The following is a 24,507-nucleotide window of genomic DNA, read 5'->3' on the forward strand; positions in this document are numbered from 1 at the left end:
CGGAAGTCATCCTCCACCAGGAACACCGTCATCCTGAGGTGCCCGGCGAAAGCCGGGCCTCGAAGGATGCTCGTCAGGTGCGCGTAATGAACATCCTTCGAGGCTCGCTGCGCGAGCACCTCAGGATGACGGTGCATTGTGGACAGACTCTCGAGCCTGTATCCCTCGCGGCATGAGCGACCCGCTTCCCCTCGACCTCGACGGCTACACGCTGCTCCCGCCCGGCAAGGTGGCGGCGGTGGTCACCATGCTGGAGATGACCGCGCCGCCCGCGCCGCTGCCCGAGCGCGGCGATGCCGGGCTCACGCTGGAGCCTGTCGCGGCGCCGGACATCGGCTGGTATCGCGCCCTGTTCCGCCGCATCGGCGAGGAGTGGCTGTGGTTCTCGCGCCTGCGCCTGCCCGACGAGGAGCTCGCCGCGATCATCACCGATAAGGACGTTTCGGTGCATGTGCTGAAGAAGGACGGCGTCGAGGCCGGCTTCATCGAGCTCGACTTCCGCGTGCCGGGCGAGGTGGAGCTCGCCTTCGTCGGCGTGGCGCCGGAGTTGGTCGGCTCGGGCGCCGGCCGCTTCATGATGAACCGGGCGCTGGCGCTGGCGTGGGCGCGCGCGCCGAGGCGCGTGCATGTCCACACCTGCACGCACGACCTGCAGGGCGCGCTCGGCTTCTACATGAAGGCGGGCTTCCGGCCCTATGCGCAGGCGATCGAGGTGACGGACGACCCGCGCCTGTCGGGCCTGCTGCGCCGCGACGCCGCGCCGCATGTGCCGGTGGTGGAGAGATAAGCCTCAGCCGCCCATCACGGCGCGGGCGCGGCCGGCGACGTTACGCGGGGGGATCTCGACGGGGGCGTCGGCGCGCTCGCGCTCGCCCAGCGCCTCGACCTTCTTCAGGTCGTCGAGGGCTTCCTCATAGGCGAGGCGCGCCTCTTCCTGCCGGCCCTTCAATTCGTCGGCCGAGCGCAGCAGATTGTCGCGGCGGGTCGCCGCGGCGCGGGCATAGGTCGAATAGGCGAAATGCTGCGCATCGGTGATGCCGGAGCGCTGCTCCTCGGCATCGATCTCGCGTTCCAGATCGCGCGCCATGCGGTCGAAATCGGCGATCATGGTCTCGATCTGCGCGAAATGGCGGCGCTTTTCCTCCGCCTGGAACCGCTTGAGGCGGATGAGTGTGTCGAGCGACTTCATGGCCGGCTACTCCGCTCCTCGGACTCCGCCACGCCGCCCCCGCAGGCATGAACGCAGCCGGATCGAGCCGCCCTTACGCGGCGGCAGAGCTGATCTTGGCGCAGAGATATTGCCGCTTCCTTACCCTTTCGGTGGAAAAGGTAGCCGGCGACCGGAAAGCCCGACTCTTCAGCAGGATGGAAACGATTTGTTTACCGGCCTCGTTAATGATCGACGCATCGTCCGGTGTGGATGGCTGACGACGCACGAAAGCAGAGTCGGCTGACTCACTTAGGCATACTTTCTGAGATTCGACTCGAACGGCCAGATCGATGAATTCGGGTTCCTGAACAGAACCTTGCGGCAAGACTCGAAGATTTTTTGAGTCCCCGCTTGTGCTCGGGAATCGGAGTTTGTTACCTCTATTGCCGGAAGTAACGAATCGGTGTGTCGGCCGGGCGCGGGAGGGGTCACGTTCGGTCCGGAGTCGTCCGATTGAGCGCTGATACCCCCGGGGCCATGGCGAGGGAAGGGGATTGGCATGCGCGTCTTGCTCATCGAGGACGACCGCGCGACCGCGCAGAGCATCGAATTGATGCTCAAATCCGAGAGCTTCAACGTCTACACGACCGATCTCGGCGAAGAGGGTGTCGATCTCGGCAAGCTCTACGACTACGACATCATCCTGCTGGACCTGAACCTGCCCGACATGTCGGGCTATGACGTCCTCAAGGGTCTGCGCGTCGCCAAGGTGAAGACGCCGATCCTGATCCTGTCCGGCCTCGCCGGCATCGAGGACAAGGTGAAGGGCCTCGGCTTCGGCGCCGACGACTACCTCACCAAGCCGTTCCACAAGGACGAGCTGGTGGCGCGCATCCACGCCATCGTGCGCCGCTCCAAGGGCCATGCGCAGTCGGTCATCACCACGGGCGACCTGGTGGTCAACCTCGACACCAAGACGGTCGAGGTCGCCGGCAACCGCGTGCACCTGACCGGCAAGGAGTACCAGATGCTGGAGCTCCTGAGCCTGCGCAAGGGCACCACGCTGACCAAGGAGATGTTCCTCAACCATCTCTATGGCGGCATGGACGAGCCGGAATTGAAGATCATCGACGTGTTCATCTGCAAGCTGCGCAAGAAGCTCGCCAACGCCAGCCAGGGCCACAACTTCATCGAGACGGTGTGGGGCCGCGGCTACGTCCTGCGCGAGATGGGCGAGCAGGAACAGCGCATCCCGGCGTAAGCTGAGACGACATCCCGAGCGGCGAGGCCACAACGCGCCCGCCCAACTAAAGCCCCGCCACGTTGGCGGGGTTTTTGTTTTTGGGCGGGCTCAGCGCCGCTTTCCGGCCCCCATCCCGGCCGAAGCGAAGCTCGCGCGACGTCATGGCCGGGCTTGGCCCGAAGTCGGCTTATTGCCGACGTCGGTTTTAGCCGCGGAACTCGGATATGTCCGAGTTCCGGCCATCCACGCCTTCTTACCGAGAACGGCCAAAGTCGTGGATGCCCGGCCCAAGGCCGGGCATGACGGTGCTCTGTCGATAGCCGTCATCCCGGACGGCGGCCGTCCGGGATGACGGCTTCCGTGTCGCGCTACTTCGCGTTCTTCTCGATCCAGGCCTTCAGGAAGGCGATCTCGCTCTCCTGGGCCTTGATGATCTCCTCCGCGAGCTTCTTCAGCTCGGGATCCTTGCCGTATTGCAGCTCGATCTTCGCCATGTCGATCGCGCCCTGATGGTGCGGGATCATGCCGCGCGCGAAGTCGACATCGGTGTTGCCGCTATAGGTGATCGCCATGTCCTTGTGCATGCGGGCATTGGCGTCCTCGAAGGCCTTGGCGGAGGCGCCGCCGCCCATATGGCCCATCATCATGCCCGGCCCCATATTGCCCTGCCCCATGGGCATGTTGTCGTGCTGCATCGGCATGTTGCCTTGCCCCATGGGCATGTTGCCCTGGCCCATGGGCATGTTCCCTTGGCCCATCGGCATGTTGCCCTGGCCCATCGGCATGTTGCCCTGGCCCATGGGCATGTTCCCCTGGCCCATCGGCATGTTCTGCTGGTTCGTCGGCGCGTTCTGCGCGATGGCGAGGACGGGAAGCGCGGCGAGGCTGGCGGCGATGAGCGCTGCCTTGGTGAGAGTGTTCATGATCGTCTCCGTCGGATCAAATGAGGATGCGCGGGCCGGTATGGCCGCGCGGGCTTGCTCGACAGATCAAACGAGGCGGGGCGGCGGCACCGGCGCGGGCCAGGCGAGGCCGGGCAGCGGCGCCGTGTCGGGCGGGGAAAGGGCGAGCAGCCGGGGCGCCGGCAGCGTCAGGCCGGGCACCGCCAGCGGCGGCGCGATGAGCTGGCTGAGCACGCAACACATGTGCAGCCGCACCGCGTCGGGCGCCGGCGGGTGCAGCAGCGTGCCGCCCTGCCCCGCCATAACCGGCGCCGCTTCGGCGGAATGCATGGAATGGCCGGCATGATCGCCCGGATCGGCGGCGACGGCCGGCAATGCCGGCTCGTGGCACGGCATGATGCGTGCCGCCATCGCCGTGGCGGCAGCCGCCGGGCCGGCCATGAGGCTGGCCATCACCATGAGCCCGACCATCAGGCGAAGAAGGCGCAGCAATCGCATGCACGACATCCGTGGGAACAGTCCCACGCCATAACTAGCAGCCGAAGGCGCGGTGCACAGCCGGTCGAAACACGGATGGCGCAGCTGTGATCAGGTGGCAGGGAGAACTATCGGCATTTCCCCTTCCCTCATCCCCGGGCTTGACCCGGGGACCCAGGGGACCGGGGTGCTGGCGGAAAGTCTGGATCCCCGGGTCAAGCCCGGGGATGAGAGCCTGTTGTAAGAGAATTGGTTCAGCGCATGCCGCTCAGCGCTGGAGCAGCGCGAGGATCAGCGCCACCTCGTCGCTCGCCGATACCACGCGGTGGAAGCCCTGCGGGACGGCGACGCCGTCCTTGGCGAAGCCGATGCGCCGGGCCGCGTCGGTCGCCTCGACGCCCGCGTCGCGGATGTCGGCATAGGCGTCGAGATCGACCAGGATGACGTCGAAGCGCCCGCCGGCGAGGCGCGCCGCGCGCGGATCGTCGGCAAGCGAGACGTCATGGCCCATGGCGCGCACCAGCTCGCGCATCCCCGCGCGGGCCGCACCTTCCGGGGCGGTCACCAGCACGCGCAGCGGCGCACTCGCCGGGGCGGCGTCGGCCGGCTCCAGCAGCCGGTAGCGCCCGGCATCGGTGGCGAGGAAGCGCAGGCCGCCGACGCGCTCGATGCGCCCGCGCGGCGCGAGGCCGATCACCTCGTCGACGGCGACCGCCTCGTCCTCGCCGAGATGCAGCAGCACCCGCGCTCCGCGGCGGAGCGACGGGAACAGGGCGACGCCCGGCATCTCGTCGAGCAGGGTGGCGCCGCGCAGCGCGGCGATGCGCACCGCCTCCGGCTGCGCCCGCCCGGCCCGCACCAGGAGGTGCGCGGTGTCGTGCGCCTCGGCGGCGGTCGCTTCCATGCGCGGCGTCGCCACGCCGATCGACAGGTCGAGGATCGCCGCCTGCGCACCGTCCGGCAGCACGGCGATGCCGCCGATCATGTCGTCGCAGGGAGAGAAACGGTCGCGCCAGCTCGACGGCATGGCCTCGACGGCGGCGCGCTGGCGCGCCGGCAGGTCGTCGATCAGCACGGTGGCGCGCACCTTGCCGTTGGAGCCGAACAGCACCAGCCCGCCCTGCACTGAGGGCGGCACGGCGAGGCCCATGCGGGCGGAAAGACGGATCAGCGGCAGGCCGCTGGCGCCGAGCGTGCCGGCGGCGGACATGGCGACGAGCCGCTGCCAGCGCTCGCCGGCGACCGTCATCACCTCGACGACCTGGGCGGCCGGCAGGGCGAAGCGCATGCCGCGCAGCGAGAACACCAGCATTTCCTCGCGCACCGGCGCGGGACGCGGCTCGGCCGAGGACGCCCGCGCAGGCTGTGCCGTCAGCGCGCGGAAGGAACGGGCGGCGAGAGCCGCGAGCGGACCCTCGCCGGCAACATCGCCCGGAACGGGGCCGCGCAGCGCGGCGGAATGGGTGTCGACGGGGACCATGGGCGACCGGAAGCACTGGACACAACGCGCACGCCTTTTAGGCGCGCAAAGCGAAGTGTCCTCCGATCACGTTAACGTCGTCTGAAAGAAGTGACGCAGCGGGAATCGCGCCGGCTTCGCCGCTCACGCCTTCTCGGCGGCGATCTCGACGCTCTCGCCGGCATGGCCGAGGCTGAGCCGGTAGCCGGCCGCGCGCGCCAGAAGCCCGGTGTAGTGCGGCTGGATGGCATGGGCGTCGAGCGCACCGCCTTCCGGGGCTTCGCCGGCCAGGAGGGCGATCAGATGCGGCGGGATGCGCGAATGGCTGCCCTCGGTGGTCAGGCGGAAGCCGCCCTCGTCGCCCTCGCCGGTGGCGATGACCAGTATCTTGCCGCCGCGCGGGATGGTCGAGGTGGCGACCACCATCAGGTTGAGCAGCAGCTTCACCTTGTTCTTCGGCGAGAGCACGCGCGGCACATGCCATTCGACGCTCGTGCGGTCGTCCTCGATGAAGCCGCGGGCCACCTTCTCGGCGTCGCCGGTGTCGATCTGCGCCCCGGCCGAGCCGGCCGCGCCGAAGGCGAGGCGGGCGAATTGCAGCCGGGCGGAGGCCTGCTTGGCGCTCTTGGCGATGAGGTCGAGCGCGAACGCCTTCATGCTCGGATCGTCCTCGTCGTCGAGCACTTCCAGCCCGTTGACGATGGCGCCGACCGGGCTGATCACGTCGTGGCAGACGCGCGAGCACAGGAGCGCGGCGAGGTCGAGCTTGTCGAGGTCGATGGCGGTCGTCATCGCGTCCCTGTAGAGAATTGCCTTGCGAATCGGCCGCGGGGCGTGCGGCCGGCACGCGGGCTGTGATACACCGCGCTCCCGGGCACGCCAACCTTGCGCGCCCTATTGTCGCCCCGCTTCCCGGAACCCGCTTGCCATGTCCCTGCCGTCGTCGTCCGCCGCCGATCTGAGCCTGCTCGCCGCGCTGGCGCAGGCCTCGCTCAAGGCCGGCGAGGTCATATTGCGCATCCGCGCGGAGGGCATCACGGTCAACGCCAAGTCCGACCAGAGCCCGGTCACCGCCGCGGACCTCGCCGCCGAGGAGCTGCTGCATGCCGAGCTCGCGCGCATCCTGCCGGGAGTGCCGGTCATCGCCGAGGAGGCGGTGGCGCAGGGCAAGGGCGAAGCACTGGGGACGGGCGAAGCGCCCGCCGACGCCTTCCTGCTGGTCGATCCGCTCGACGGCACCAAGGAATTCATCGGTGCCAGCGGCGAGTTCACGGTGAATATCGGCCTCGTCATCGGCGGCGTGCCGGCCTTCGGCATCGTCCTCGCTCCCGCCGTCGCCCGGCTCTATGCCGGCATGACCACGGCCGCCGGCGGCGCGGCCTTCGCCGCCGGGCTGGAACCCGATGCCGGCCTGTGGACGCCGATCCGCTGCCGCCCCACCCCCGAGCGCGGCCTCGTCGCGGTCGCCAGCCGCTCGCATCCCGACGCCGGCACCGAAGCGATTCTGGCCGAGCTCGACGTCGCCGAGCGCATCAGCTGCGGCTCGGCGCTGAAGTTCGGCCTCGTCGCCGAGGGCCGCGCCGACATCTATCCGCGCCTCGGCACGGTGTGCGAATGGGACGTCGCCGCCGGCCATGCGCTGGTGCGGGCGGCGGGCGGCAGCGTGTGCCGGCCGGACGGCAGCCCCCTGCCCTATGGCCGCACCGAAGCGGCCTATCGCGTCCACGGATTCATCGCCCGCGGCGCCGCGGCCTGATGACCACACCTTGATCGCAACCGGCCTTTTGCCGCTGCGACACGCCTTCCTAAGGTCGCACTCCGTGCTAATGATAAGTTCGGGAGCTGGTTGCCTGGCCCGTCGCGGCCTTACGCCACCCGATTGTTGGATCAACTGCGGGACCGACGATGCCGACTTTGCGCGCTCTAATTGCCTGCCTTGCCTTGCTTGCCGCCTTGCCTTTCGCCGCCGCCCCGGCTCACGCCCAGCAGAACACCTACTCGCGCGACGAGCTGGTGCAGCAGGGCCACGGCTTCTTCGGCGAAGTCTCGCGCGGTCTCGCGCTTTCGATCGAGAAGGCGACGAGCCAGTGGGGCCAGCCCAATGGCTACATCCTCGGTCAGGAGGGCTCGGGCGCCTTCGTCGGCGGCCTGCGCTACGGTGAGGGCACGCTCTACACGCGCAACGCCGGCGACGTGAAGGTATTCTGGCAGGGCCCCTCGCTCGGCTGGGACTTCGGCGGCGACGGCGCCCGCACCATGATCCTGGTGTACAATCTGAACTCGATCAACGACATCTTCCGCCGCTTCGGCGGCATTTCCGGCTCCGCCTATTTCGTCGCCGGCTTCGGCATGACGGCGCTCGCCGCCGACAACATCGTGGTGGTGCCGATCCGCTCCGGCGTCGGCGTGCGCCTCGGCGCCAATATCGGCTATCTGAAGTTCACCCCCACGGCGACCTGGAATCCTTTCTGAAATCGCCCGCTCCATCGCCGGGCGGCCGGGCTATCCGGGCCGCTTTGGTATCTGTAACCTAGTGTCGCCCGCCCCCATCTATCGCCGGGGCCGGCAGTCCGGCTCCACGAGCCGCACATACCGCGTTCGAGGTGAGACCGCCGCATGATCGAAGTGATCATGTATTCCGCCATCGGCTTCCTGACGGCGACGCTGCTGGCCCTGCTGGCGCTGCCGGCGGTGTGGCGGCGTGCCGTGCGCCTCACGCGCAAGCGCATCGAGGGCGCCATCCCTTCCACGACCGCGGAGATCCTCGCCGACAAGGACGAGCAGCGCGCCATCTTCGCCGCCGATGTCCGCCGCCTTGAAGTGGAGGTCGGCAAGCTGCAGGCCCGAGCGGCCAGCCAATGGGGCGAGGTGACGCGCCAGGCCGAGGAGCTGCGCGCCCGCGCCGTCACCATCGAGCAGCTCTCCACCGACCTGTCGGCGCTACAGATCGAGCACCGCGACAACCTCGTCCTCAAGGAATCGCTGGCCGAGAATCTCGACATCCGCACCCGCGACCTCGAGGAGACTCGCGCGGCCCTGCACGAGACGCGCACGGAACTCGACAGCACGAAGATCGCGCTGGAAGAGACCAGCGCCCGCGAGGAAGAGCTGAAGGTCGAGCATGTCGCCCTCACCACGCTGCGCGACACGCTGAAGGACCGCATCGCCGAGCTCGACCGGCATCTCGCGGCCACCAATGCGCATCTGTCCGCCGAGCGCGCCACGCTGCGCAACACCTCCGAGAGCCTGTCGATCGAGGTCGGCCGCAACCGCGACATGAAGGAGCGGCTGACCGACGTCGAGGCGCGTCTGGAGGCGGTCGCCGAGGAGGCGACGACGCTGCGCAGCGAGCGCGCCGCGCTGATCACCCGCGTCGCCGAGCTCGACGCCCGCACCCATGCCGCCGAGACGGCGCGCGCGACCACCGAGGCCGAAGCCGCCCGCATCACCGGCGCGGCGCTGGAGGCGCAGCAAAAGGCCGAGGCGCTGGCGCGCGAGGCGGCCGACACCATCCAGATGCTGCGTGCCGAGAAGGTGATGCTCGACGGCGCGCTCGCCAAGGCGCGCGAGGACCGCACGGCCCTGCAGCAGCAGCTCGACGGCAGCGCCGCGGCGCTGGCGCCGTCGGCCGGCGATCCCGCCGCCGACACGGCGCTGCTGCGCGATCGCATCAGCGACATCGCCGCCGAGGTGGCCAATCTCACCGCGCGGCTGGAAGGCCCGGGCTCGCCGATCGACGCCCTGCTCGCCGGCCACGCGCCCGCCGCCAACGGCGCCGCGCCCTCGCTCGCCGACCGCATCATCGCGCTGCGCAAGGCCGAGGAACCGGCGGCGAATCACGCGGCGGAGTAGTTCGGCGCGGGTGCGCCCGGCCCTCTCGGCTGCCCGCTGATCTTCCATTGAACGTCATGCCCGGCCTTGTGCCGGGCATCCACGTCTTTGCATGCGCACTCATCAGAAGTCGTGGATCCCCGGGCCAAGCCCGGGGATGACGGCCGACTTGGCCGTTCCCACCCTCACACTCTCATGGCCGGGCTTGGCCCGGCCATCCACGCCTTCAGCACCGCTTGGAGCGCCCGCCAAGTCGTGGATCCCCGGGCCAAGCCCGGGATGACGGCCGACTTGGCGATTGCCGGTCGCTCGTTCAGGATGGCGACGCTAGGGCAGCCAACAAGAAGCTGCCGGCCCCCCAAAAGAAACGCCCCCAGGAAACGTCCCAAGGAAACGCCCCCATGAATCTCGCCCGCATGCTGAAGGCGCGCGCCGATGAAGGCCGCCCGGTCCGCGTCGGTGTCATCGGCGCCGGCAAGTTCGGCTCCATGTTCCTGTCGCAGGTGCGCACCACGCCGGGAATGCACCTCTACGGCATCGCCGACCTGTCCATTCCCCGCGCCCGCGCCGCGCTGACGGCGACCGGCTGGGACGCGGACGCGGTGATCGCCTCCTCCTTCGACGAGGCGCTGCGCACCGGCCGCACCATGCTGACCGAGGACGCGAACGCGCTGATCGCCGCCGACGGGCTCGACGTGGTGGTCGAGGTCACCGGCAATCCGGCCGCCGGCGCCGCCCATGCCTTGAAAGCCATCGAACATGGCAAGCACATCGTCATGGTGACGGTGGAGGCGGATGTGCTGGTCGGCCCGCTGCTGGCCGAGCGAGCCCGCAAGGCCGGCGTGGTCTATTCCATGGCCTATGGCGACCAGCCGGCGCTGGTGTGCGAGATGGTCGACTGGGCGCGCACCTGCGGCTTCCGCGTGGTCTGCGCCGGCAAGGGCACCAAGTACCTGCCGAGCTTCCACAAATCGACGCCGGACACGATCTGGGGCCTTTACGGCCTCACGCCCGAGGAAGCGGCCAAGGGCGGCATGAATCCTCAGATGTTCAACTCCTTCGCCGACGGCACCAAGTCGTCCATCGAGATGGCGGCGATCGCCAATGCGGCGGGGCTGGCGGCACCCTCGGACGGCCTGCTGTTCCCGCCCTGCGGCGTCGACGACCTCGCCACCATTCTCCGTCCCCGCGAGCATGGCGGCGTGCTGGAGCGGTCCGGCACGGTGGAGACCATCTCCTCGCTGGAGCGCGACGGCCGCCCGGTGTTCCGCGACCTGCGCTGGGGCGTCTATGTGGTGTTCGAGGCCGACCCGTCGGCGCGCGGCGACTATGCCCGCCGCTGCTTCAAGGAGTACGGCGTGGTGACGGACTCTTCCGGCCGCTACACCGCGCTCTACCGGCCCTATCACATGATCGGGCTGGAGCTCGGGGTGAGCGTCGCCAATGCCGCCTTGCGTGGCGAACCGACCGGCGTGACCGAGGCCTTCAATGCCGACGTGGTGGCGGTGGCCAAGCGCCCCTTGAAGGCCGGCGAGATGCTGGACGGCGAAGGCGGCTACACGGTGTGGGGCAAGCTGTTCCCCGCCTCCACCTCGCTCGCCAAGGGCGGCCTGCCCATCGGCCTCGCCCACCACATGGCGCTGAAGCGCGACGTCGCCGAGGGCGAGATCGTCGGCTGGGCCGACGTCGAGGCCACCGACACCCCCGCCATCCGCCTGCGCCGCGAGATGGAGCGGTCGTTCGCGAGTGGCGTGAGCGCGGCGGCGGAGTAGGTGCCTCTTTCTTTCCCTCTCCCCATCGGGAGAGGGACCGGCCGCTCTTCCTGACTCAGTTGCAGCAACCTCATCCTGAGGTGCCCGGCGTTCGCCGGGCCTCGAAGGATGCTCGCTCGGGTGCACTATAGCGACCATCCTTCGAGGCTCGCTGCGCGAGCACCTCAGGATGAGGGACATTGGTATTCAGCCCGCTGGACTTCCCGGCGCCCTTCGCTTATCCCTCGGCCAACGGTCTGCAGTTCACCGAGGCGTTGCCGCCCCGCAAGGGGAGCTAAACCTGCATCTACCCATCGGACCCGCACCATCCTTGTGCCCGGTCGCAAGACGGCAACCCCGACATCTCCTCGCAGAGGGCACGAACGAGGATTGGTCATGTCCAGAACCCTTCTGGCCTTCGAGGCGCCGGATATTTCCGCGCTCGCCCGCACGCTGCACAAAGGCATCGCCGAGCTCGGCCACGCGCCGGGCCATGTCGAATTGCTGAACCTGCTGGCGCGCGGCGCCGGCTTCCGCAACTTCCAGCACCTGCGCGCGGATGCGCAGGCGCGCCAGCGGCTCGACGCGCCGCCCCCGCCGGCCGCGCCGCTGGCCGATCACGCCCGCTGCGAGAAGGCGGCGCGGCTGTTCGATGCCGAAGGGCGGCTCATCCGCTGGCCGAAGAAGCGCAACCTGCAGATTCTCTGCCTGTGGGTGATGTGGTCGCATCTGCCGGCCGGCATCGTCTCCACCGAGCGCGAGGTGAACGAGCGGCTGAACGACTGGCACCTGTTCGGCGACCACGCGATCCTGCGCCGCGAGATGGTCGAGTTCGGCCTGATGCGCCGCACGCGCGACGGGCGCGAATATGCCCGCATCGAGCGCGAGCCGCCGCCGGAGCTCTCCGTGCTGCTGGCGCGGTTACGCGGGCGGCCTCACTCCTCGTAAGCCATGTAGCGGATGATTCGCCATTTGCCGTCCGGCTCCCGGGCGAAGACGTCGAGCCCCGGCTCGACGCTCTTCGCCCCGCCGGGCTCGATGGTGAGCGTCCAGGTGAGCCGCACCACCGCGAGGTCGCCGGAGACGATGACCTCCTTGATGTCCGCCGCGTAGCGGAAGCGGCGGGCCTTGTCGTCGAGCGCCCTGGTGATCAGCGCACAGCGCGCCGCGTAGCCGGCCTCGCCCTGGCCGCGATAGTCGGAGACCAGCGTCTTCGAGAACAGGTCGCAGGCGGTCGCCTTGTCGCCGGTGTTGAAGGCCGTGGTCCACTCAGCGAGCCGCTGGCGGATCGCCTGCGCGTCGTCGGCCAGCGCGGAGCCGGCGAGGAACAGCGTTGAGAGCGCGAGGATCGGCAACAGGCGCTTCATGGAAGTCTCCCCCGGCGGCGGGGGATCATAGCACCGCGACGCGGTTGCGGAGCGAGGGCTTCACACCTCATCCACCTTCACGTCGTCATGCCCGGACTTGGTCCGGGCATCCACGACTTGGGTCCATCGCGGCGGAAAGACGTGGATGGCCGGGCCAAGCCCGGCCATGACGGCACTCTCTTCCCCATCGTCCGGGATGACGACTAAATGGAAGCGCAGAACCCTACGCCATCTCGCGTGTGGCCAGCACCCATTCGCGGGCGCGGCGCTCGGGGTTGTCGTTCAGGAGCACGTCGGTGACGACGGCGAGGCTGTCGGCGCCCGCCTCCAGCACGCCCTGCGCGCGATCGATGGTGAGCCCGCCTATGCCGACCAGCGGCAGGTCGCCGACGCGCTTCTTCCACTTGGCGACGCGCTCCAGCCCCTGCGGCGCCCAGCGCATCTTCTTCAATATGGTCGGGTAGACCGGGCCGAGCGCCACATAGTCCGGCCGTGCCAGCAGCGCGACTTCCAGCTCCGCCTCGTCATGGGTGCTGATGCCGAGCTTGAGCCCGGCGCTGCGGATCGCCGTCAGGTCAGCGGCGGCGAGGTCCTCCTGGCCGAGATGGACGAAGTCGCAGCCTTCCTCGATGGCGAGCCGCCAATGGTCGTTGACGACGAGCTGCGCGCCGTAGCGCTCGCACACCGCGCGCGCCTCGGCGATCTCGCGGCGCAGCTCCGCCTCCTCCTTGTCCTTGGCGCGCAGCTGCACCAGCTTCACGCCCTGCGGCAGCAGCCGCGGCAGCCAGGAGGCGCGGTCGACGATGAGGTAGAACGGGTCGAGTTTCATGATCCCACTCACTGGCCCAATACCGCGCGGCCCATGACGGGCGTCGAGGGCGCGGCCATGTCGCGCACTTCCATCGGGTCGGCAAGCACCGCCTCGCGCCCCGCCTCGATGGCGCGGGCAAAGGCGCGCGCCATGCGCACCGGGTCGCCGGCCTTGGCGACGGCGGTGTTCAGGAGCACGGCATCATAGCCCATCTCCATCGCCGCCGCCGCATGCGAGGGCACGCCGACGCCGGCGTCGACCACCAGCGGCAGGCCGGGGAAATGCGCCCGCAGCGAGCGCAGGCCGTAGGGGTTGTTGAGGCCGCGGCCGGAACCGATCGGCGCGCCCCAGGGCATCAGCACCTCGCAGCCGGCGCCGATTAGCTTCTCCGCCACCACGAGGTCTTCGGTGGTGTAAGGGAAGACCTCGAAGCCGTCGCGGGAGAGGATGCGTGCCGCCTCGACCAGGCCGAACACGTCGGGTTGCAGCGTGTCGTCCTCGCCGATCACCTCCAGCTTCACCCAGGGCGTGCCGAAGAGCTCGCGCGCCATCTCGGCGGTGGTGACGGCTTCCTTCACGGTCTTGCAGCCGGCGGTGTTGGGCAGCACCTTCACGCCGAGGTCGCGGATGAGCTGCCAGAAGCTCTGACCCGCCTTCGCAGCCCCGGATTCGCGGCGCAGCGAGACGGTGACGATCTCCGCCCCCGAGGCGCGGATCGCCTCGGACAGGATCGCCGGCGAGGGGTACTGCGCCGTGCCGAGCAGCAGGCGCGAATTCACCTTGGTGCCGTAGAACTCGACCGGATCGGCGAGCGTGCCGGGCGCCTGCGTCATCGCATCCATCTCATCAGCCTCCGTCTCAGCCACCTTGCATCGGGGCGAGGATCTCGACCCGGTCGCCATCGGTTATGGCCGTCGCCTCGCGCTTGACCGCGCGCACCATCGCCCCGTTCAGCGCCGTGGCGACCTTGGCGCCCTTGAGCCCGAGCTCGCTCAGAAGGTCCGCGAGGGTGCCGGCGCGGGTATCGGCCGGCTCACCATTGACGATGATCTTCATCCATCACCTCCGGGAAATACGCCCCGTCGAACGCCACTTCCGCCGCGCGGCGCGCCAAGGCGGGCGCGGCGAGGAAACCGTGGCGGTAGAGCCCGTTCACATAGATCGTGTTGCCGCGCTTGCGCAGCCGCGGCAGGTTGTCGGGGAAGGCCGGGCGCACATCGGCGCCGATCTCGACGATCTCCGCCTCGCCGAAGGCCGGATGCAGCGCATAGGTGGCCGAGAGCAGCTCCAGCATGGAGCGGCCCGTCACCCGGCCGCGCTCGTCATTCTCGATCGAGGTGGCGCCGATCATGAAATGCCCGTCGCCGCGCGGCACGATGTAGACGGGGATGCGCGGGTGCAGCATGCGCACCGGGCGCTTCAGCGCGATCTCGGTGGAATAGAGCACCAGCATCTCGCCCTTCACGCCGCGCAGGTCGGCGAGCTGGTCGCGGGCGGCGAGGCCGCGGCAGTCGACCGTCAGGTCGATCTCCTCGTCGCTCTCGAAGCCGTCGGCCTCGTAGCGGATGGCGACGTTATGTTCGCCGACCAGCTTCGCGGTCAGCGCGGCGAGCGCCTTGCGCGGCTCCAGATGCGCCTCGGTGGGGAAGAACAGCCCCTGCTCGAAGCGGCCCTCAAGGTCCGGCTCAAGGCTCGCAATGCCGGCGCCGTCGAGCCACTCATAGCCTTCGGTGCGGCGGGAGAAGCGCTTCAGCTCCGGCAGGTCGCGGGCCGGCGCCAGCACCAGCGAGCCCTCGCGCGGCACGTCGGGCACCGCCTCGCGCCAGTAGTCGAGGGATTCGAAGCCCAATTCGGCGATGATCGGCTCGGCGCTCTCGCGCTCGCACCAGGGCGCCAGCATGCCGCCGGCGAACCAGGAGCAGCCCTGGCCGGAGCCGGCCTTGCGCTCGACGATGGTCACCTGCGCGCCCCTCTTGGCGAAGGCATGGGCGCAGGTCAGCCCGGCGACGCCGGCGCCGACGATTTTTACACGCATGGCGTTATCGGCGCGGCGGGCGCCTTCGGTCGATTGAGTGTGCGGGGACGTCATCATTCCTCCCTCCGCCAGTCTCAACTGGATCAGGTTCGAAGGGTCGCCATGCCGCTTGCGCGCCGATGGCCTCTCAGCCTCCTGACGAGGCTCCCCCGGACTGACTTGATATAGTCACGAAGCCGGAGAATGTCACGCTGGCGTCGACAATATTCCGGGTCCGGACTTTGCCGGATGGAGCCTTGAGCTAGATGAGCCTGGCTACAACACGCCCTCATCCTGAGGTGCTCGCGCAGCGAGCCTCGAAGGATGGTCAGTGAAGCGCACCCGGACGAGCATCCTTCGAGGCTCGCCTTTGGCTCGCACCTCAGGATGAGGGCCATCGAGAAGAAGCGCCTTGAAGAACGCCGCCCCCCTCACCCCAGCCGCGACAGCGGGACGACGTTGTCCGGCGGCGGGCGGGTCGCCGAGATGACGGCGCGGCGCAGCGTCTCGCGGCTGAACGGCTTGCCGAGCCGCAGCGTGCCGGCCTTGGCCTCGGGCGGCAGCTCGGCATAGCCGGTGCCGAGGATGACCGGCAGGTCCGGCCAGCGCGCGGCGATCAGCGCGGCAAGCTGCACGCCGGTCATGCCGGGCATGGCCTGGTCGGTCAGCACCACGTCGAAGGCGACGCCGGTCTCCAGGATGCGCAGCGCCTCCTGCCCGGACGCAGCCTCGGTGACGAGGCAGTCGAGGTCCTCCAGCATCGCGCCCGTCGCCGAGAGCACCAGCGGGTCGTCGTCGACGACGAGGACGCGCAGCGCCCCGCCCTCCCCGGGCGGCACGAACAGGTCCTCCTCCGGCACGGCGGGAGACGGCCCGGCATTGCGCGCCTCTTCGGCGATGGGCAGGTAGATCGTCGCCGTCGTGCCGCGCCCCGGCCGGCTCGCCAACATCAGCCCGCCATCCGACTGGGCGGCGAGGCCGTGCACCATGGCGAGGCCGAGGCCGGTGCCCTTGCCGACGCCCTTGGTGGTGAAGAACGGCTCGGTAGCGCGCGCCAGCGTCTCCGCATCCATGCCGCTGCCGCTGTCGGTCACCGACAGGCAGAAATAGCGGCCCGCACGCAGCGGCGGGCGGTCGGCCTCGTCGGCCGGCGCGTCGACCGTCTCCTCGCGGGCGGCGATGGTGATGGTGCCGCCCTCCGGCATGGCGTCGCGGGCGTTGACGGCGAGGTTGAGCAGAGCGAGTTCGAGCTGGTTGGCGTCGACCCGCGCGCGCGGCAGGCCGAGCGGGAAATGCGTCTCGATGCGCACGCTCGGGCCGATGGAGCGGCGCAGCAGTTCCGCCATGCCGAGCACGAGGTCGGGCACGTCCACCGGCTCGGGCTTGAGGTCCTGGCGGCGGGCGAAGGCCAGCATGCGCTGGGTGAGCGCCGCGCCACGCTGCGCCGCCTGGATGGCGTTGCCGAGCAGCGCCTGCAGGCGCGGGTCGCTCGGCGCGCGCTTGGCGGCGAGTTCCAGATTGCCGAGCACCACGGCGAGCAGGTTGTTGAAGTCGTGGGCAATGCCGCCGGTGAGCTGGCCGACCGCCTCCAGCTTCTGCGCCTGGCGCAGCGCCTCCTCGGCGGTGCGGCGCTCGGTGACGTCGATCAGCCCGCACAGCGTCTTGACCAGCTTCCCCTGCGAGTCCCGCTCGGCGACGGCGGAGAGGATGCAGTTCAGGGTCCGCCCGTCGTGGGTGACGAGCTGGTACTCGACGTCGTGCAGTTCGCCCCTGCCCAGCAGCTGCGGCCAGTGCTCCTCGATGCGCACGCGCGCGGATTCGGGGGTCATGAAATCGGTGAGCAGCCGGCCGATCACCTCCTCGCGGCGATAGCCGAGCAGCTCCAGCCAGCGGTCGCTGACCTGCTCGATCCGCCCGTCGGGGCCGAGCGAATGCAGCGGCAGCGGCGTGCGGCGGTAGAGGTTGCGGTAGCGCTCCTCGCCCTCGCGCCACATCGCCGCCTCGCGCTCGGCCAGCACGGCGAAGCGGCGGTCATACATGGCGGCGAGCAGCGCGGCGATGACGATGGCGAAGGTCGCCGCCGTCACCACGATGACCAATTCGACGTTGCCGATGCCGCCCTCGCTGCCGAAGGTCGCGTGCGGCCCCTCATGCGGCGTGAAGGTGACGCCGACCATCGCCACATAGTGCATGCCGGCGATGCCGATGCCGAGCGCCACCGCCGCGGCGAGCCGCTGGGGAATGGAGTGGCGGCGGAAGGCCAGCCAGATCGCCACCATGGAGGCGCCGATCGCCAGCACCACGGCGGCGCCGACGAAGATCATGTCGTGCGACAGCAGGCCGGGCATGCGCATCGCCGCCATGCCGGCATAGTGCATGCCGACGATGCCGAGCCCCATGAAGACGCCGCTGAACGCCGCGCCGGCATAGCCGAGCACGACGCGGCTCGCGGCATAGAGCGCGATGCCGGTGGCGACCACCGCCAGCAGGAAGGACAGCACCGTCAGGCTGATGTCGTAGGACGCCGCCACGGAGAGGTTCAGCGCCAGCATGGCGATGAAATGCATCGCCCAGATGCCGCCGCCCAGCACGAGCGCCGCCGCCGCCAGCCAGCCATTGCGCACATGGCCGGAGGATTTTGGGACGCGGGCGGCGAGGTCCAGCGCCGTGTAGGACGCCGCGACCGCGATGAGGATGGAGAGCGCGACCAGCGCCTGATCGTGGCTACCGATAACGTTCATGTCACGACCAGGTACTTTCTTCCCGCAGACGCATATTCACGCATGCTAGCGCGCGGAAGGGTCTGCCGGACACCGATACCGACGCGCAAATCGCATCCTTCCACACGGCTCGCGGGCACGGGTCAGCTCAGATAGCCGAACAGCCAGAGCGCGATGATGATCGGCAGCGGGATGCCGATCAGCCACAGAATTCCACCCTTCAGCATGGGCCCCTCCTCTCGCCTAAGCCTAGGAACACGTAAGGAGGGCTTCCGGTTCCCTGTGGGAAGATGGCGCCGGTCGTGCTCCTCTTGCCGATGCCCCGCCAAGCCTGCACATGGATGTCCGATGCCGGATCTTGCCCGATTCACCTCGCTTCCCGCCTTCCAGCGCCTGGCGCGGCTGCGGCCGCGCGACCTGACCCGCTGGGCGCTGTCGGAGCTGAGCGTGCTTGTCGCGCTCACCGGCGCCGCCCTCGGCCTGTGGATCTTCGCCTCCATCGCCGACGAGGTGGTGGAGGGCGAGACCCACGGCTTCGACGAGACGGTGCTGCTGGCCTTCCGCGCGCCGGGCGATCCGGCCGATCCGCTCGGGCCGCGCTGGCTCGAGATCATGATGATGGACATCACCGCGCTGGGCAGCACCACGGTGCTGGCGCTGATCACCCTCATGGTGACCGGCTTCCTGGTGGTGGACCGCAAGCGCTCGGCGGCGCTGTTCGTGCTGGCGGCGACCGTGAGCGGCGGGACGTTGAGCTATCTGCTCAAGCTCGGCTTCGAGCGCCCCCGCCCCGACCTCGTCGCCCATCTGGTCGACGTGTCGACGATGAGCTTTCCCAGCGGCCACGCCATGGGCGCCGCCGTGACCTACCTGACGCTCGGCGCGCTGATCGTGCGCACGGAAGCGAAGCGCCGGCTCAAGGCCTATGTGATCGGCATCGCCGTCGCCCTCACCCTCATCATCGGGCTAAGCCGCATCTATCTCGGCGTCCACTGGCCGACCGACGTGCTCGCCGGCTGGTGCGCGGGCGGCGCCTGGGCGCTGCTGTGCTGGACCCTCGCCCTCATCCTGCAGCGGCGCGGCAAGATCGAAACCGACGCCCCGGCCGGCGAGCCGCCGCCTGCGGGATGATCCGTATGGAAGCGCCATGGCGTTCGCCCCACAGTCGGCTATCATCATGCCGGAGGGGGCCGGCAGAGCCACCCGTCACAGCAGGAGAAACGCATGGGCAACACCGCCGAGGGGCACCTGATCCCCGAGATGGGCGTGATCGAGACCACCGAGTCCGACAACGTCCTGCGCTGGGACGGCACCAACCTCTATGTCGAGCAGGACGTCTTCCATAACGGCCAGCTCGTCCACCGCCGCTACAAGCGCCGCGTGACCAAGCAGGTGGCGCAGGCGCTCGCCCTCATGCTGGCGCAGCACTGACCGCTCACCCTACCACTTCCACCCTCATGGCCGGCACGCCATGCGCCGGCGGAAAAGCTGGGTCCCCGGGTCAAGCCCGGGGATGAGGGAAGGGCTGGCACCCTCGCCGGCCCACGGCGTCAGATCCGCGCCAGCAGCCCGCCCAGCAGCACCAGTCCCGTCGGCCACAGCCCGAGCCGGGCCGCGCTGCCGATATGGCCGAGTTCGCCGACATCGGCGAGCTCGGCGCCCCAGGCGTCGGCGAAGGCGCGCGCCTGGTCGGGCTTCACCCGCGGATCGTCGCGCGAGGCGACGACCAGCGCCGGATAGGGCAGCGGGCCCAGCGGCATGGGTGAGAAATTGCGCACCACGTCGAAGGACGGGTCGGGATCGTCGACATTGGTCGGCGCCACGAGGAAGGCGCCGGCGACCTTCTCCCTCGCCAACTCCGGCTGCGCCGCCGTCCAGCGGATCACCGTCGCCACCCCGACCGAATGGGCGACGAGCACCACCCGGCGCGGGGCCGCGCGCACGGCCTGATCGAGCCGCCCGGTCCACGCGCCAACCTCCGGCCGGCTCCAGTCCTGCTGGATCAGCCGCGTCGAATTGGCGAAGGCGCCGAGCCAGTGCGACTGCCAGTGCTCGGCCGGCGCGTTCTCGCGGCCGGGCACGACGAGGAAATCGAAGGACGCGAAATCCACAGGCATAGCACTCCCCCGAATCAGGCCGGACGCAGCACGGCGAACAGGATCATCAGCACGCCGGCGAAGGAGACCGTCCACACCAGCGAGCGCAGATAGGGCACGCCGAAGGCATAGAGCGGCAGATAGAGGATGCGCGCGCCGAAATAGAGCCAGGCACCCCACAGGGTGAGGTCGCCGTCGCGCCCGGCGACATGCGCGATCAGCACGGCCGCGGCGAAAATCGGCAGCGTCTCGAAAAGGTTGGCCTGCGCCCGCCGCAGCCGCGCCGTGACCACGCCGACCGGCGGGCCGGGCTCGTCGCGCGGGCTGGCATTATAGGCGATGCCGGTCTCTCCATTGCGCAGCATCGCGGGCAGGAGCACCTGTACCAGAGCGAGCACCAGCGTCCAGGCAAGCAGCGTGAGTTGCATCGTCATGATAGAATCAACCGCAGGGGAAAAGTCCGAAAACCATCGCAATTCGGGCGCGGCGCGCTACATTTAACCCATCATGGCAAAGCAGAAACAAAAGAAAAGGCAGCCGACGGACGGGCGCCCGCTGGAGCAGATAGCGGCCCTGCCTTTTCGCATCGCGGAGAACGGCGAGATCGAGGTCCTGGTGATGACGTCGCGCGAGACGCAGCGCGTCGTGATCCCCAAGGGCTGGCCGATGAAGAACCGCAAGAGCTGGACCTCGGCCAAGATCGAGGCGCGCCAGGAGGCGGGCGTGATCGGCGAGATCGGCCGCAAGCCGATCGGCCAATACCGCTACTGGAAGCGGCTCGAAGGCTTCTTCGCGCTGGTGAAGGTCGCGGTCTATCCGCTGGCCGTGCGCCGCCAGCTCGCCGAATGGCGGGAGCGGCACGAGCGCTCGCAGGTCTGGCTCCCCGCCGAGGACGCCGCGCTGCTGGTCGACGAGCCGGAGCTCGGCGCGCTCATCCTCGAATTCGGCCAGTCGCGGGAGGCAAGGCGCCTGACGCGCCAGTCCGGCTCCGCGCCCGACGACGACGAGAACCGGCGGCAACGGGCCGAGCGCGGCGTCACATCCGCGAATGCCTGACCTTTCCATAAGCGTCCGAGCCGCGCGCTTGGCAGCGTGCGGCTCGGCGCCGGATCATCCGTGGCGGATCGTCAGTTGATGATCTGCACCACGCGGTGGGTCGACGGATCGACCAGCACGGTACGGTCGTTCACCACGGTGTAGCGGTACTGCGTGGTGCCGTATTCGGCCGGCACCTCGTAGTAGCGCACGCCGCTGGTGGGCAGCTCGGTGCCGACCACGACCTCGCGCTGATAGGTGTAGGACGGCACGCGCTCCTGCACGACGTACTGGCGGAAGCGCGCCCGATGATCGTCGGAGATGCCGCCGATCACCGCGCCGGCCACGCCGCCGACCACGGCCCCTACCGGGCCGCCGACGATCGCGCCGCCGACAGCGCCGGTGGTCGCGCCGGCCGCAGTACCGGCACCATCCTGAGCATTCGCTACCACAGGAGCAGCAACGAGCAGCGAAGCCGCAATAATCGCATGACGTATCATGGTAATCTCCTAATGCCCCTTACCCGTTGTTCGCTGCGATACAACGGATTTAGCGAGATTCAGTTCCATCAATAGGAACGTTATGCTCGCAATGGTCGGAGAAAGCCGCGCCTACGTTGCGGTATCGGAGACGGATACGTCGACCGAGAATAGGCGTCCTCTTTCCGCGAACAGCACGAACGCGACCGCGGCAAGCGACAGCATGACGAAGCCCATGGTCAGCGGCAGCGTCGTGCCGTCGAAATGCTGGCCGAGCGCGAAGCCGAGCAGCGCCCCGCCGGCGGTGGAGACGAAACCGAGCACCGACGACGCCGTTCCGGCGATGTGACCCACCGGCTCCATGGCCATCGAATTGAAGTTCGACACCATGAGGCCGAAGAAGAACATCATCGCCCCCTGCAACGCGGAGAACGTCCAAATGTTCTCGGCGCCGGCGAGCACGACGGCGGCGTGCACCAGCGTCACCGCGCAATAGCCGAACAGCGCCGTATGCGAGACCCGGCGCATGCCGAGCTTCTCGACCACTCGGGCATTGAGCAGCGAGGACGCCGCCATGAACACGGCGATCATCGCGAAGATCAGCGTGAACAGCTCGGCCGACTTGAAGGCGTCGGCGAATACCTGCTGGGCCGAGTTGATGAAGCCGAACAGGCCGCCCATCACCATGGTCATGGCCAGCACGTAGCCGACCGTCACCCGGCTGTGGATGATCAGGTCGAAGGCATGCGTGATGGCGCCGAGCGAGATCGGCGAGCGGTCCTCGGGATGCAGCGTCTCGGGCAGCCGCGTCAGCGTCCACACGAATAGGATGCCGCCCAGCAGGCAGAGCATCAGGAAGATCGCCCGCCATGGCGCGACCAGCATGATCGCCTGGCCGATGGAGGGGGCGAGGATCGGCACCGACAGGAAGACCAGGAAGGCGAGCGACATCACCCGCGCCATGTGCGAGCCGGAATAGCAGTCGCGCACGATGGTGATGGCGAGGATGCGCGTCGCCGCCGAGCCGACGCCCTGCAGCGCCCGCGCCGCCAGCATCACCTCCAGCGAGCCGGCGAACAGCGCGCCGACCGAGGCGATGGTGTAGAGCGCGAGGCCGAACAGCAGCACCTTGCGGCGGCCGAAGCGGTCGGCCAGCGTGCCGTAGATGAGCTGGGCGCCGCCGAAGCCGAGCAGATAGGCGGTGATGACGAGCTGGGTGTGGTTGGCGGTGTCGATGGCGAGCGACTGGCCGATCTGCGGCAGCGCCGGCAGCATGGAATCGATGGCGATGGCGTTGGTCGCCATCAGCCCGGCGATGAAGGCCACGAATTCGCGGAAACCCATGCCGGGATGAGGGTTCTCCGGCGCGGGGGCAGACCTTTTCATCGTCAATCCAAAGCTGGGAAGGCGGGCAAGGCTCGCCTTATCGCGCAAAAGCGCGCCCCTCCCTATGGGCTGGAAGCCACATCCGAGGGCAATCGTCGCAAAAAACCTCACAAGACCGCGAGTTTTGAGAGGCCGAAGCGGCGGAAACGTCATCCCGGACGGCCGCAGGCCGATCCTTGGCCCGGGGATCCACGACTTGGATCGGGTGCGCAGGCATCACAGAAGTCGTGGATGGCCGGGCCAAGCCCGGCCATGACGGCGCTCCGTCGGGATACCGTGCGCCCGGACGAGCCTCCTTCGAGGCCCGGCTTGCGCCGGGCACCTCAGGATGACGTAGCTCCTATGGCAGCAGAGTAAGAGCCCGCCTCAGAACTGCGGCGGGCCCATGTCGAGGCCCGGCGCGTCGATCTGCGGGATGTTGAGCTCGATGGTCGAGGGATCGACCGTCGGACCCGCGCTGACCCAGTAGGTCACCGCCTCCGGCCACATGATGACGACCACCACCAGGATGAGCTGCATCGCCAGCCACGGGATCGCGCCCCAGTAGATCTGCGAGGTGCGGATCGACTTGGGGGCGATGCCGCGCAGGTAGAACAGCGCGAAGCCGAAGGGCGGGTGCATGAAGGCGGTCTGCATGTTCACGCAGAGCAGCACGCCGAACCAGATCAGGTTGATGTCGAGCTTGATCGCCACCGGCACCAAAAGCGGCACGATGATGAAGGCGATCTCGAAGAAGTCGAGGAAGAAGGCGATGAAGAAGACGAAGATGTTGACGAAGATCAGGAAGCCGACCCGCCCGCCCGGCAGCTGCGCCAGCATGTGCTCAATCCACAGCGCCCCGTCCATGCCCTGGAAGACCAGGCTGAACACGGTGGCGCCGATGAGGATGAACACCACCATGGCGGTCAGCCGCATGGTCGAGGACATGGCCTGACGCACCAGCGCCCAGGTGAGGCGGCGATGCAGCGCGGCGAGCACGATGGCGCCGACCGCGCCCATGGCGCCGGCCTCGGTCGGGGTGGCGAGGCCCATGGCGAGCGTGCCCAGCACCAGCATGATCAGCACGATGGAGGGGATCATGCCCCACAGCACCTGGCGGATCAGCGGCCAGCCGCCCTCCCCGATCGCCTCGGGCGGCAGCGGGGGCATGTGGTGCGGCTTCACCAGCGAGAGCACGAACACATAGCCGATGAAGATCGCCACCTGCAGCAGCGACGGGCCGATGGCGCCCAGATACATGTCGCCCACCGGCTTGCCGAGTTGCTCGGCGAGGATGATCAGCACCAGCGAGGGCGGGATGAGCTGGGTGATGGTGCCCGACGCGGCGATGACGCCGGTGGCGAGCTTCTGGTCGTAGCCGTAGCGCATCATGACAGGCAGCGAGATCACGCCCATGGCGATGACCGAGGCCGCCACCGTGCCGGTGATGGCGCCCAGGATCGCGCCGACCACGATCACCGCATAGGCGAGGCCGCCCGGTATCCGGCCGAACAGCTTGCCGGTACCCTCGAGCAGGTCCTCGGCGAGGCCGCAGCGCTCGAGGATCGCCCCCATGAAGGTGAAGAAGGGGATGGCGAGCAGCAGGTCGTTGGAGATGATGCCGTAGAAGCGCAGCGGCAGCGCCTGCAGGAAGCTCGGGTGGAAATGATCGGTGATGATGCCGATCGTGCCGAAGAACAGGCCCACCGCGACCAGCGAAAAGGCGACCGGGAAGCCGATGATCATGAAGCAGATCATGCCGGCGAACATCAGCGGGGGCATCACGCCGTAGGAGAACATGAAGGGC

Annotated in this window: 26 protein-coding genes and 1 riboswitch; of the genes, 10 read left to right on the forward strand and 16 right to left on the reverse strand. The window is 68.9% G+C overall.

The window, feature by feature from the left end; genetic code table 11:
• The first annotated feature begins 172 nt into the window (after window positions 1-172).
• On the forward strand, window positions 173-787 hold the full coding sequence (locus tag SNOV_RS12915; RefSeq protein WP_013167385.1) for a GNAT family N-acetyltransferase: 615 nt from the start codon (window positions 173-175) through the stop codon (window positions 785-787).
• 3 nt (window positions 788-790) lie between these two features.
• Here the strand turns inward: SNOV_RS12915 and SNOV_RS12920 are convergent, their stop codons facing one another.
• Window positions 791-1,189 (reverse strand): flagellar export protein FliJ, encoded by a 399-nt coding sequence (locus SNOV_RS12920; RefSeq protein ID WP_013167386.1) that lies wholly within the window; start codon window positions 1,187-1,189, stop codon window positions 791-793.
• A gap of 520 nt (window positions 1,190-1,709) precedes the next feature.
• Here SNOV_RS12920 and ctrA point away from each other — a divergent pair.
• On the forward strand, window positions 1,710-2,411 hold the full coding sequence (ctrA, locus tag SNOV_RS12925) for a response regulator transcription factor CtrA (protein WP_013167387.1): 702 nt from the start codon (window positions 1,710-1,712) through the stop codon (window positions 2,409-2,411).
• A gap of 350 nt (window positions 2,412-2,761) precedes the next feature.
• Here ctrA and copM read toward each other — a convergent pair whose 3' ends face one another.
• The 4 genes from copM to chpT form a co-directional block, all read right to left on the reverse strand.
• Window positions 2,762-3,073: a CopM family metallochaperone gene (gene copM / locus SNOV_RS12930; protein ID WP_049785828.1), complete on the reverse strand. Its 312-nt coding sequence runs from the start codon at window positions 3,071-3,073 to the stop codon at window positions 2,762-2,764.
• A gap of 309 nt (window positions 3,074-3,382) precedes the next feature.
• A complete protein-coding gene (locus SNOV_RS12935) occupies window positions 3,383-3,793 on the reverse strand; it encodes a hypothetical protein (protein WP_013167389.1) in 411 nt (136 codons plus the stop codon).
• A gap of 247 nt (window positions 3,794-4,040) precedes the next feature.
• Window positions 4,041-5,252: a chemotaxis protein CheW gene (locus tag SNOV_RS12940; RefSeq protein ID WP_013167390.1), complete on the reverse strand. Its 1,212-nt coding sequence runs from the start codon at window positions 5,250-5,252 to the stop codon at window positions 4,041-4,043.
• A gap of 123 nt (window positions 5,253-5,375) precedes the next feature.
• Window positions 5,376-6,023, reverse strand: a complete 648-nt coding sequence (chpT, locus tag SNOV_RS12945; RefSeq protein ID WP_013167391.1) for a histidine phosphotransferase ChpT — start codon at window positions 6,021-6,023, stop codon at window positions 5,376-5,378.
• Between the two features lie 136 nt (window positions 6,024-6,159).
• On the opposite strand from chpT, the gene SNOV_RS12950 reads away from it, so the two are divergent.
• From SNOV_RS12950 to SNOV_RS12970, 5 genes are all read left to right on the forward strand, one after another.
• A complete protein-coding gene (locus tag SNOV_RS12950; protein WP_013167392.1) occupies window positions 6,160-6,987 on the forward strand; it encodes a 3'(2'),5'-bisphosphate nucleotidase CysQ family protein in 828 nt (275 codons plus the stop codon).
• Between the two features lie 149 nt (window positions 6,988-7,136).
• Window positions 7,137-7,703 carry a DUF1134 domain-containing protein gene (locus SNOV_RS12955; RefSeq protein WP_013167393.1) on the forward strand — a complete coding sequence of 189 codons (567 nt, stop codon included), beginning with the start codon at window positions 7,137-7,139 and terminating at the stop codon, window positions 7,701-7,703.
• A gap of 144 nt (window positions 7,704-7,847) precedes the next feature.
• The gene (locus SNOV_RS12960; RefSeq protein ID WP_013167394.1) at window positions 7,848-9,083 is read left to right on the forward strand and encodes a coiled-coil domain-containing protein; all 1,236 of its coding nucleotides are present in this window, start codon (window positions 7,848-7,850) and stop codon (window positions 9,081-9,083) included.
• 380 nt (window positions 9,084-9,463) lie between these two features.
• Complete coding sequence (locus tag SNOV_RS12965; protein WP_013167395.1) at window positions 9,464-10,834, forward strand: NAD(P)H-dependent oxidoreductase; 1,371 nt, start codon at window positions 9,464-9,466, stop codon at window positions 10,832-10,834.
• A gap of 375 nt (window positions 10,835-11,209) precedes the next feature.
• Window positions 11,210-11,761, forward strand: a complete 552-nt coding sequence (locus SNOV_RS12970) for a DUF2087 domain-containing protein (RefSeq protein WP_013167396.1) — start codon at window positions 11,210-11,212, stop codon at window positions 11,759-11,761.
• Here the strand turns inward: SNOV_RS12970 and SNOV_RS22645 are convergent.
• From SNOV_RS22645 to SNOV_RS13000, 6 genes are all read right to left on the reverse strand, one after another.
• Entirely contained in the window at window positions 11,749-12,180 is a 432-nt protein-coding gene (locus SNOV_RS22645) for a YybH family protein (protein ID WP_013167397.1), read from the reverse strand. The genes SNOV_RS12970 and SNOV_RS22645 overlap by 13 nt on opposite strands.
• A gap of 223 nt (window positions 12,181-12,403) precedes the next feature.
• Window positions 12,404-13,009 carry a thiamine phosphate synthase gene (locus SNOV_RS12980; protein WP_013167399.1) on the reverse strand — a complete coding sequence of 202 codons (606 nt, stop codon included), beginning with the start codon at window positions 13,007-13,009 and terminating at the stop codon, window positions 12,404-12,406.
• A gap of 8 nt (window positions 13,010-13,017) precedes the next feature.
• A complete protein-coding gene (locus SNOV_RS12985; RefSeq protein ID WP_013167400.1) occupies window positions 13,018-13,833 on the reverse strand; it encodes a thiazole synthase in 816 nt (271 codons plus the stop codon).
• 16 nt (window positions 13,834-13,849) lie between these two features.
• Entirely contained in the window at window positions 13,850-14,047 is a 198-nt protein-coding gene (thiS, locus tag SNOV_RS12990; RefSeq protein WP_013167401.1) for a sulfur carrier protein ThiS, read from the reverse strand.
• On the reverse strand, window positions 14,025-15,080 hold the full coding sequence (locus SNOV_RS12995; RefSeq protein ID WP_335328985.1) for an FAD-dependent oxidoreductase: 1,056 nt from the start codon (window positions 15,078-15,080) through the stop codon (window positions 14,025-14,027). Before SNOV_RS12995 ends, thiS begins: the two co-directional genes overlap by 23 nt.
• Window positions 15,070-15,187, reverse strand: a riboswitch (TPP riboswitch). Its footprint overlaps the gene before it by 11 nt.
• Before the next feature lie 249 nt (window positions 15,188-15,436).
• A complete protein-coding gene (locus SNOV_RS13000) occupies window positions 15,437-17,746 on the reverse strand; it encodes an MHYT domain-containing protein (RefSeq protein WP_013167403.1) in 2,310 nt (769 codons plus the stop codon).
• Between the two features lie 327 nt (window positions 17,747-18,073).
• Here SNOV_RS13000 and SNOV_RS13005 point away from each other — a divergent pair, with 327 nt between their 5' ends.
• Together SNOV_RS13005 and SNOV_RS13010 are read left to right on the forward strand one after the other, a co-directional pair.
• On the forward strand, window positions 18,074-18,856 hold the full coding sequence (locus SNOV_RS13005) for a phosphatase PAP2 family protein (protein ID WP_013167404.1): 783 nt from the start codon (window positions 18,074-18,076) through the stop codon (window positions 18,854-18,856).
• 93 nt (window positions 18,857-18,949) lie between these two features.
• Window positions 18,950-19,156, forward strand: a complete 207-nt coding sequence (locus SNOV_RS13010) for a hypothetical protein (protein WP_013167405.1) — start codon at window positions 18,950-18,952, stop codon at window positions 19,154-19,156.
• 119 nt (window positions 19,157-19,275) lie between these two features.
• On the opposite strand, the gene SNOV_RS13015 is transcribed toward SNOV_RS13010, so the two are convergent.
• Both SNOV_RS13015 and SNOV_RS13020 read right to left on the reverse strand, forming a co-directional pair.
• On the reverse strand, window positions 19,276-19,842 hold the full coding sequence (locus tag SNOV_RS13015) for an RBBP9/YdeN family alpha/beta hydrolase (RefSeq protein ID WP_013167406.1): 567 nt from the start codon (window positions 19,840-19,842) through the stop codon (window positions 19,276-19,278).
• A gap of 14 nt (window positions 19,843-19,856) precedes the next feature.
• Complete coding sequence (locus tag SNOV_RS13020) at window positions 19,857-20,255, reverse strand: MAPEG family protein (RefSeq protein ID WP_013167407.1); 399 nt, start codon at window positions 20,253-20,255, stop codon at window positions 19,857-19,859.
• Window positions 20,256-20,328: 73 nt separating this feature from the next.
• Here SNOV_RS13020 and SNOV_RS13025 point away from each other — a divergent pair, with 73 nt between their 5' ends.
• Entirely contained in the window at window positions 20,329-20,877 is a 549-nt protein-coding gene (locus SNOV_RS13025) for an NUDIX hydrolase (protein WP_013167408.1), read from the forward strand.
• Window positions 20,878-20,948: 71 nt separating this feature from the next.
• Here SNOV_RS13025 and SNOV_RS13030 read toward each other — a convergent pair whose 3' ends face one another.
• The 3 genes from SNOV_RS13030 to SNOV_RS13040 all read right to left on the reverse strand — a co-directional run bounded on the left by SNOV_RS13030 (window position 20,949) and on the right by SNOV_RS13040 (window position 24,500).
• Window positions 20,949-21,356 carry a DUF1236 domain-containing protein gene (locus SNOV_RS13030; protein ID WP_013167409.1) on the reverse strand — a complete coding sequence of 136 codons (408 nt, stop codon included), beginning with the start codon at window positions 21,354-21,356 and terminating at the stop codon, window positions 20,949-20,951.
• A 111-nt stretch (window positions 21,357-21,467) separates the two neighbouring features.
• Window positions 21,468-22,721, reverse strand: coding sequence for a multidrug effflux MFS transporter (locus SNOV_RS13035; protein ID WP_013167410.1), 1,254 nt, complete (start codon window positions 22,719-22,721; stop codon window positions 21,468-21,470).
• Window positions 22,722-23,087: 366 nt separating this feature from the next.
• The gene (locus SNOV_RS13040; protein ID WP_013167411.1) at window positions 23,088-24,500 is read right to left on the reverse strand and encodes a TRAP transporter large permease; all 1,413 of its coding nucleotides are present in this window, start codon (window positions 24,498-24,500) and stop codon (window positions 23,088-23,090) included.
• Between the last annotated feature and the right edge of the window lie 7 nt (window positions 24,501-24,507).

The sequence above is a fragment of the Ancylobacter novellus DSM 506 genome, from assembly GCF_000092925.1.
Lineage (GTDB): Bacteria > Pseudomonadota > Alphaproteobacteria > Rhizobiales > Xanthobacteraceae > Ancylobacter > Ancylobacter novellus.

Bases quoted from the DNA above. Each gene is read 5' to 3' on its own strand.
- SNOV_RS12915 (WP_013167385.1), top strand. From the start codon at position 173: ATGAGCGACCCGCTTCCCCTCGACCTCGACGGCTACACGCTGCTCCCG.
- SNOV_RS12920 (WP_013167386.1), bottom strand. From the start codon at position 1,189: ATGAAGTCGCTCGACACACTCATCCGCCTCAAGCGGTTCCAGGCGGAG.
- ctrA (WP_013167387.1), top strand. From the start codon at position 1,710: ATGCGCGTCTTGCTCATCGAGGACGACCGCGCGACCGCGCAGAGCATC.
- copM (WP_049785828.1), bottom strand. From the start codon at position 3,073: ATGCCCATGGGGCAGGGCAATATGGGGCCGGGCATGATGATGGGCCAT.
- SNOV_RS12935 (WP_013167389.1), bottom strand. From the start codon at position 3,793: ATGCGATTGCTGCGCCTTCTTCGCCTGATGGTCGGGCTCATGGTGATG.
- SNOV_RS12940 (WP_013167390.1), bottom strand. From the start codon at position 5,252: ATGGTCCCCGTCGACACCCATTCCGCCGCGCTGCGCGGCCCCGTTCCG.
- chpT (WP_013167391.1), bottom strand. From the start codon at position 6,023: ATGACGACCGCCATCGACCTCGACAAGCTCGACCTCGCCGCGCTCCTG.
- SNOV_RS12950 (WP_013167392.1), top strand. From the start codon at position 6,160: ATGTCCCTGCCGTCGTCGTCCGCCGCCGATCTGAGCCTGCTCGCCGCG.
- SNOV_RS12955 (WP_013167393.1), top strand. From the start codon at position 7,137: ATGCCGACTTTGCGCGCTCTAATTGCCTGCCTTGCCTTGCTTGCCGCC.
- SNOV_RS12960 (WP_013167394.1), top strand. From the start codon at position 7,848: ATGATCGAAGTGATCATGTATTCCGCCATCGGCTTCCTGACGGCGACG.
- SNOV_RS12965 (WP_013167395.1), top strand. From the start codon at position 9,464: ATGAATCTCGCCCGCATGCTGAAGGCGCGCGCCGATGAAGGCCGCCCG.
- SNOV_RS12970 (WP_013167396.1), top strand. From the start codon at position 11,210: ATGTCCAGAACCCTTCTGGCCTTCGAGGCGCCGGATATTTCCGCGCTC.
- SNOV_RS22645 (WP_013167397.1), bottom strand. From the start codon at position 12,180: ATGAAGCGCCTGTTGCCGATCCTCGCGCTCTCAACGCTGTTCCTCGCC.
- SNOV_RS12980 (WP_013167399.1), bottom strand. From the start codon at position 13,009: ATGAAACTCGACCCGTTCTACCTCATCGTCGACCGCGCCTCCTGGCTG.
- SNOV_RS12985 (WP_013167400.1), bottom strand. From the start codon at position 13,833: ATGGATGCGATGACGCAGGCGCCCGGCACGCTCGCCGATCCGGTCGAG.
- thiS (WP_013167401.1), bottom strand. From the start codon at position 14,047: ATGAAGATCATCGTCAATGGTGAGCCGGCCGATACCCGCGCCGGCACC.
- SNOV_RS12995 (WP_335328985.1), bottom strand. From the start codon at position 15,080: ATGACGTCCCCGCACACTCAATCGACCGAAGGCGCCCGCCGCGCCGAT.
- SNOV_RS13000 (WP_013167403.1), bottom strand. From the start codon at position 17,746: ATGAACGTTATCGGTAGCCACGATCAGGCGCTGGTCGCGCTCTCCATC.
- SNOV_RS13005 (WP_013167404.1), top strand. From the start codon at position 18,074: ATGCCGGATCTTGCCCGATTCACCTCGCTTCCCGCCTTCCAGCGCCTG.
- SNOV_RS13010 (WP_013167405.1), top strand. From the start codon at position 18,950: ATGGGCAACACCGCCGAGGGGCACCTGATCCCCGAGATGGGCGTGATC.
- SNOV_RS13015 (WP_013167406.1), bottom strand. From the start codon at position 19,842: ATGCCTGTGGATTTCGCGTCCTTCGATTTCCTCGTCGTGCCCGGCCGC.
- SNOV_RS13020 (WP_013167407.1), bottom strand. From the start codon at position 20,255: ATGACGATGCAACTCACGCTGCTTGCCTGGACGCTGGTGCTCGCTCTG.
- SNOV_RS13025 (WP_013167408.1), top strand. From the start codon at position 20,329: ATGGCAAAGCAGAAACAAAAGAAAAGGCAGCCGACGGACGGGCGCCCG.
- SNOV_RS13030 (WP_013167409.1), bottom strand. From the start codon at position 21,356: ATGATACGTCATGCGATTATTGCGGCTTCGCTGCTCGTTGCTGCTCCT.
- SNOV_RS13035 (WP_013167410.1), bottom strand. From the start codon at position 22,721: ATGAAAAGGTCTGCCCCCGCGCCGGAGAACCCTCATCCCGGCATGGGT.
- SNOV_RS13040 (WP_013167411.1), bottom strand. From the start codon at position 24,500: ATGTTCTCCTACGGCGTGATGCCCCCGCTGATGTTCGCCGGCATGATC.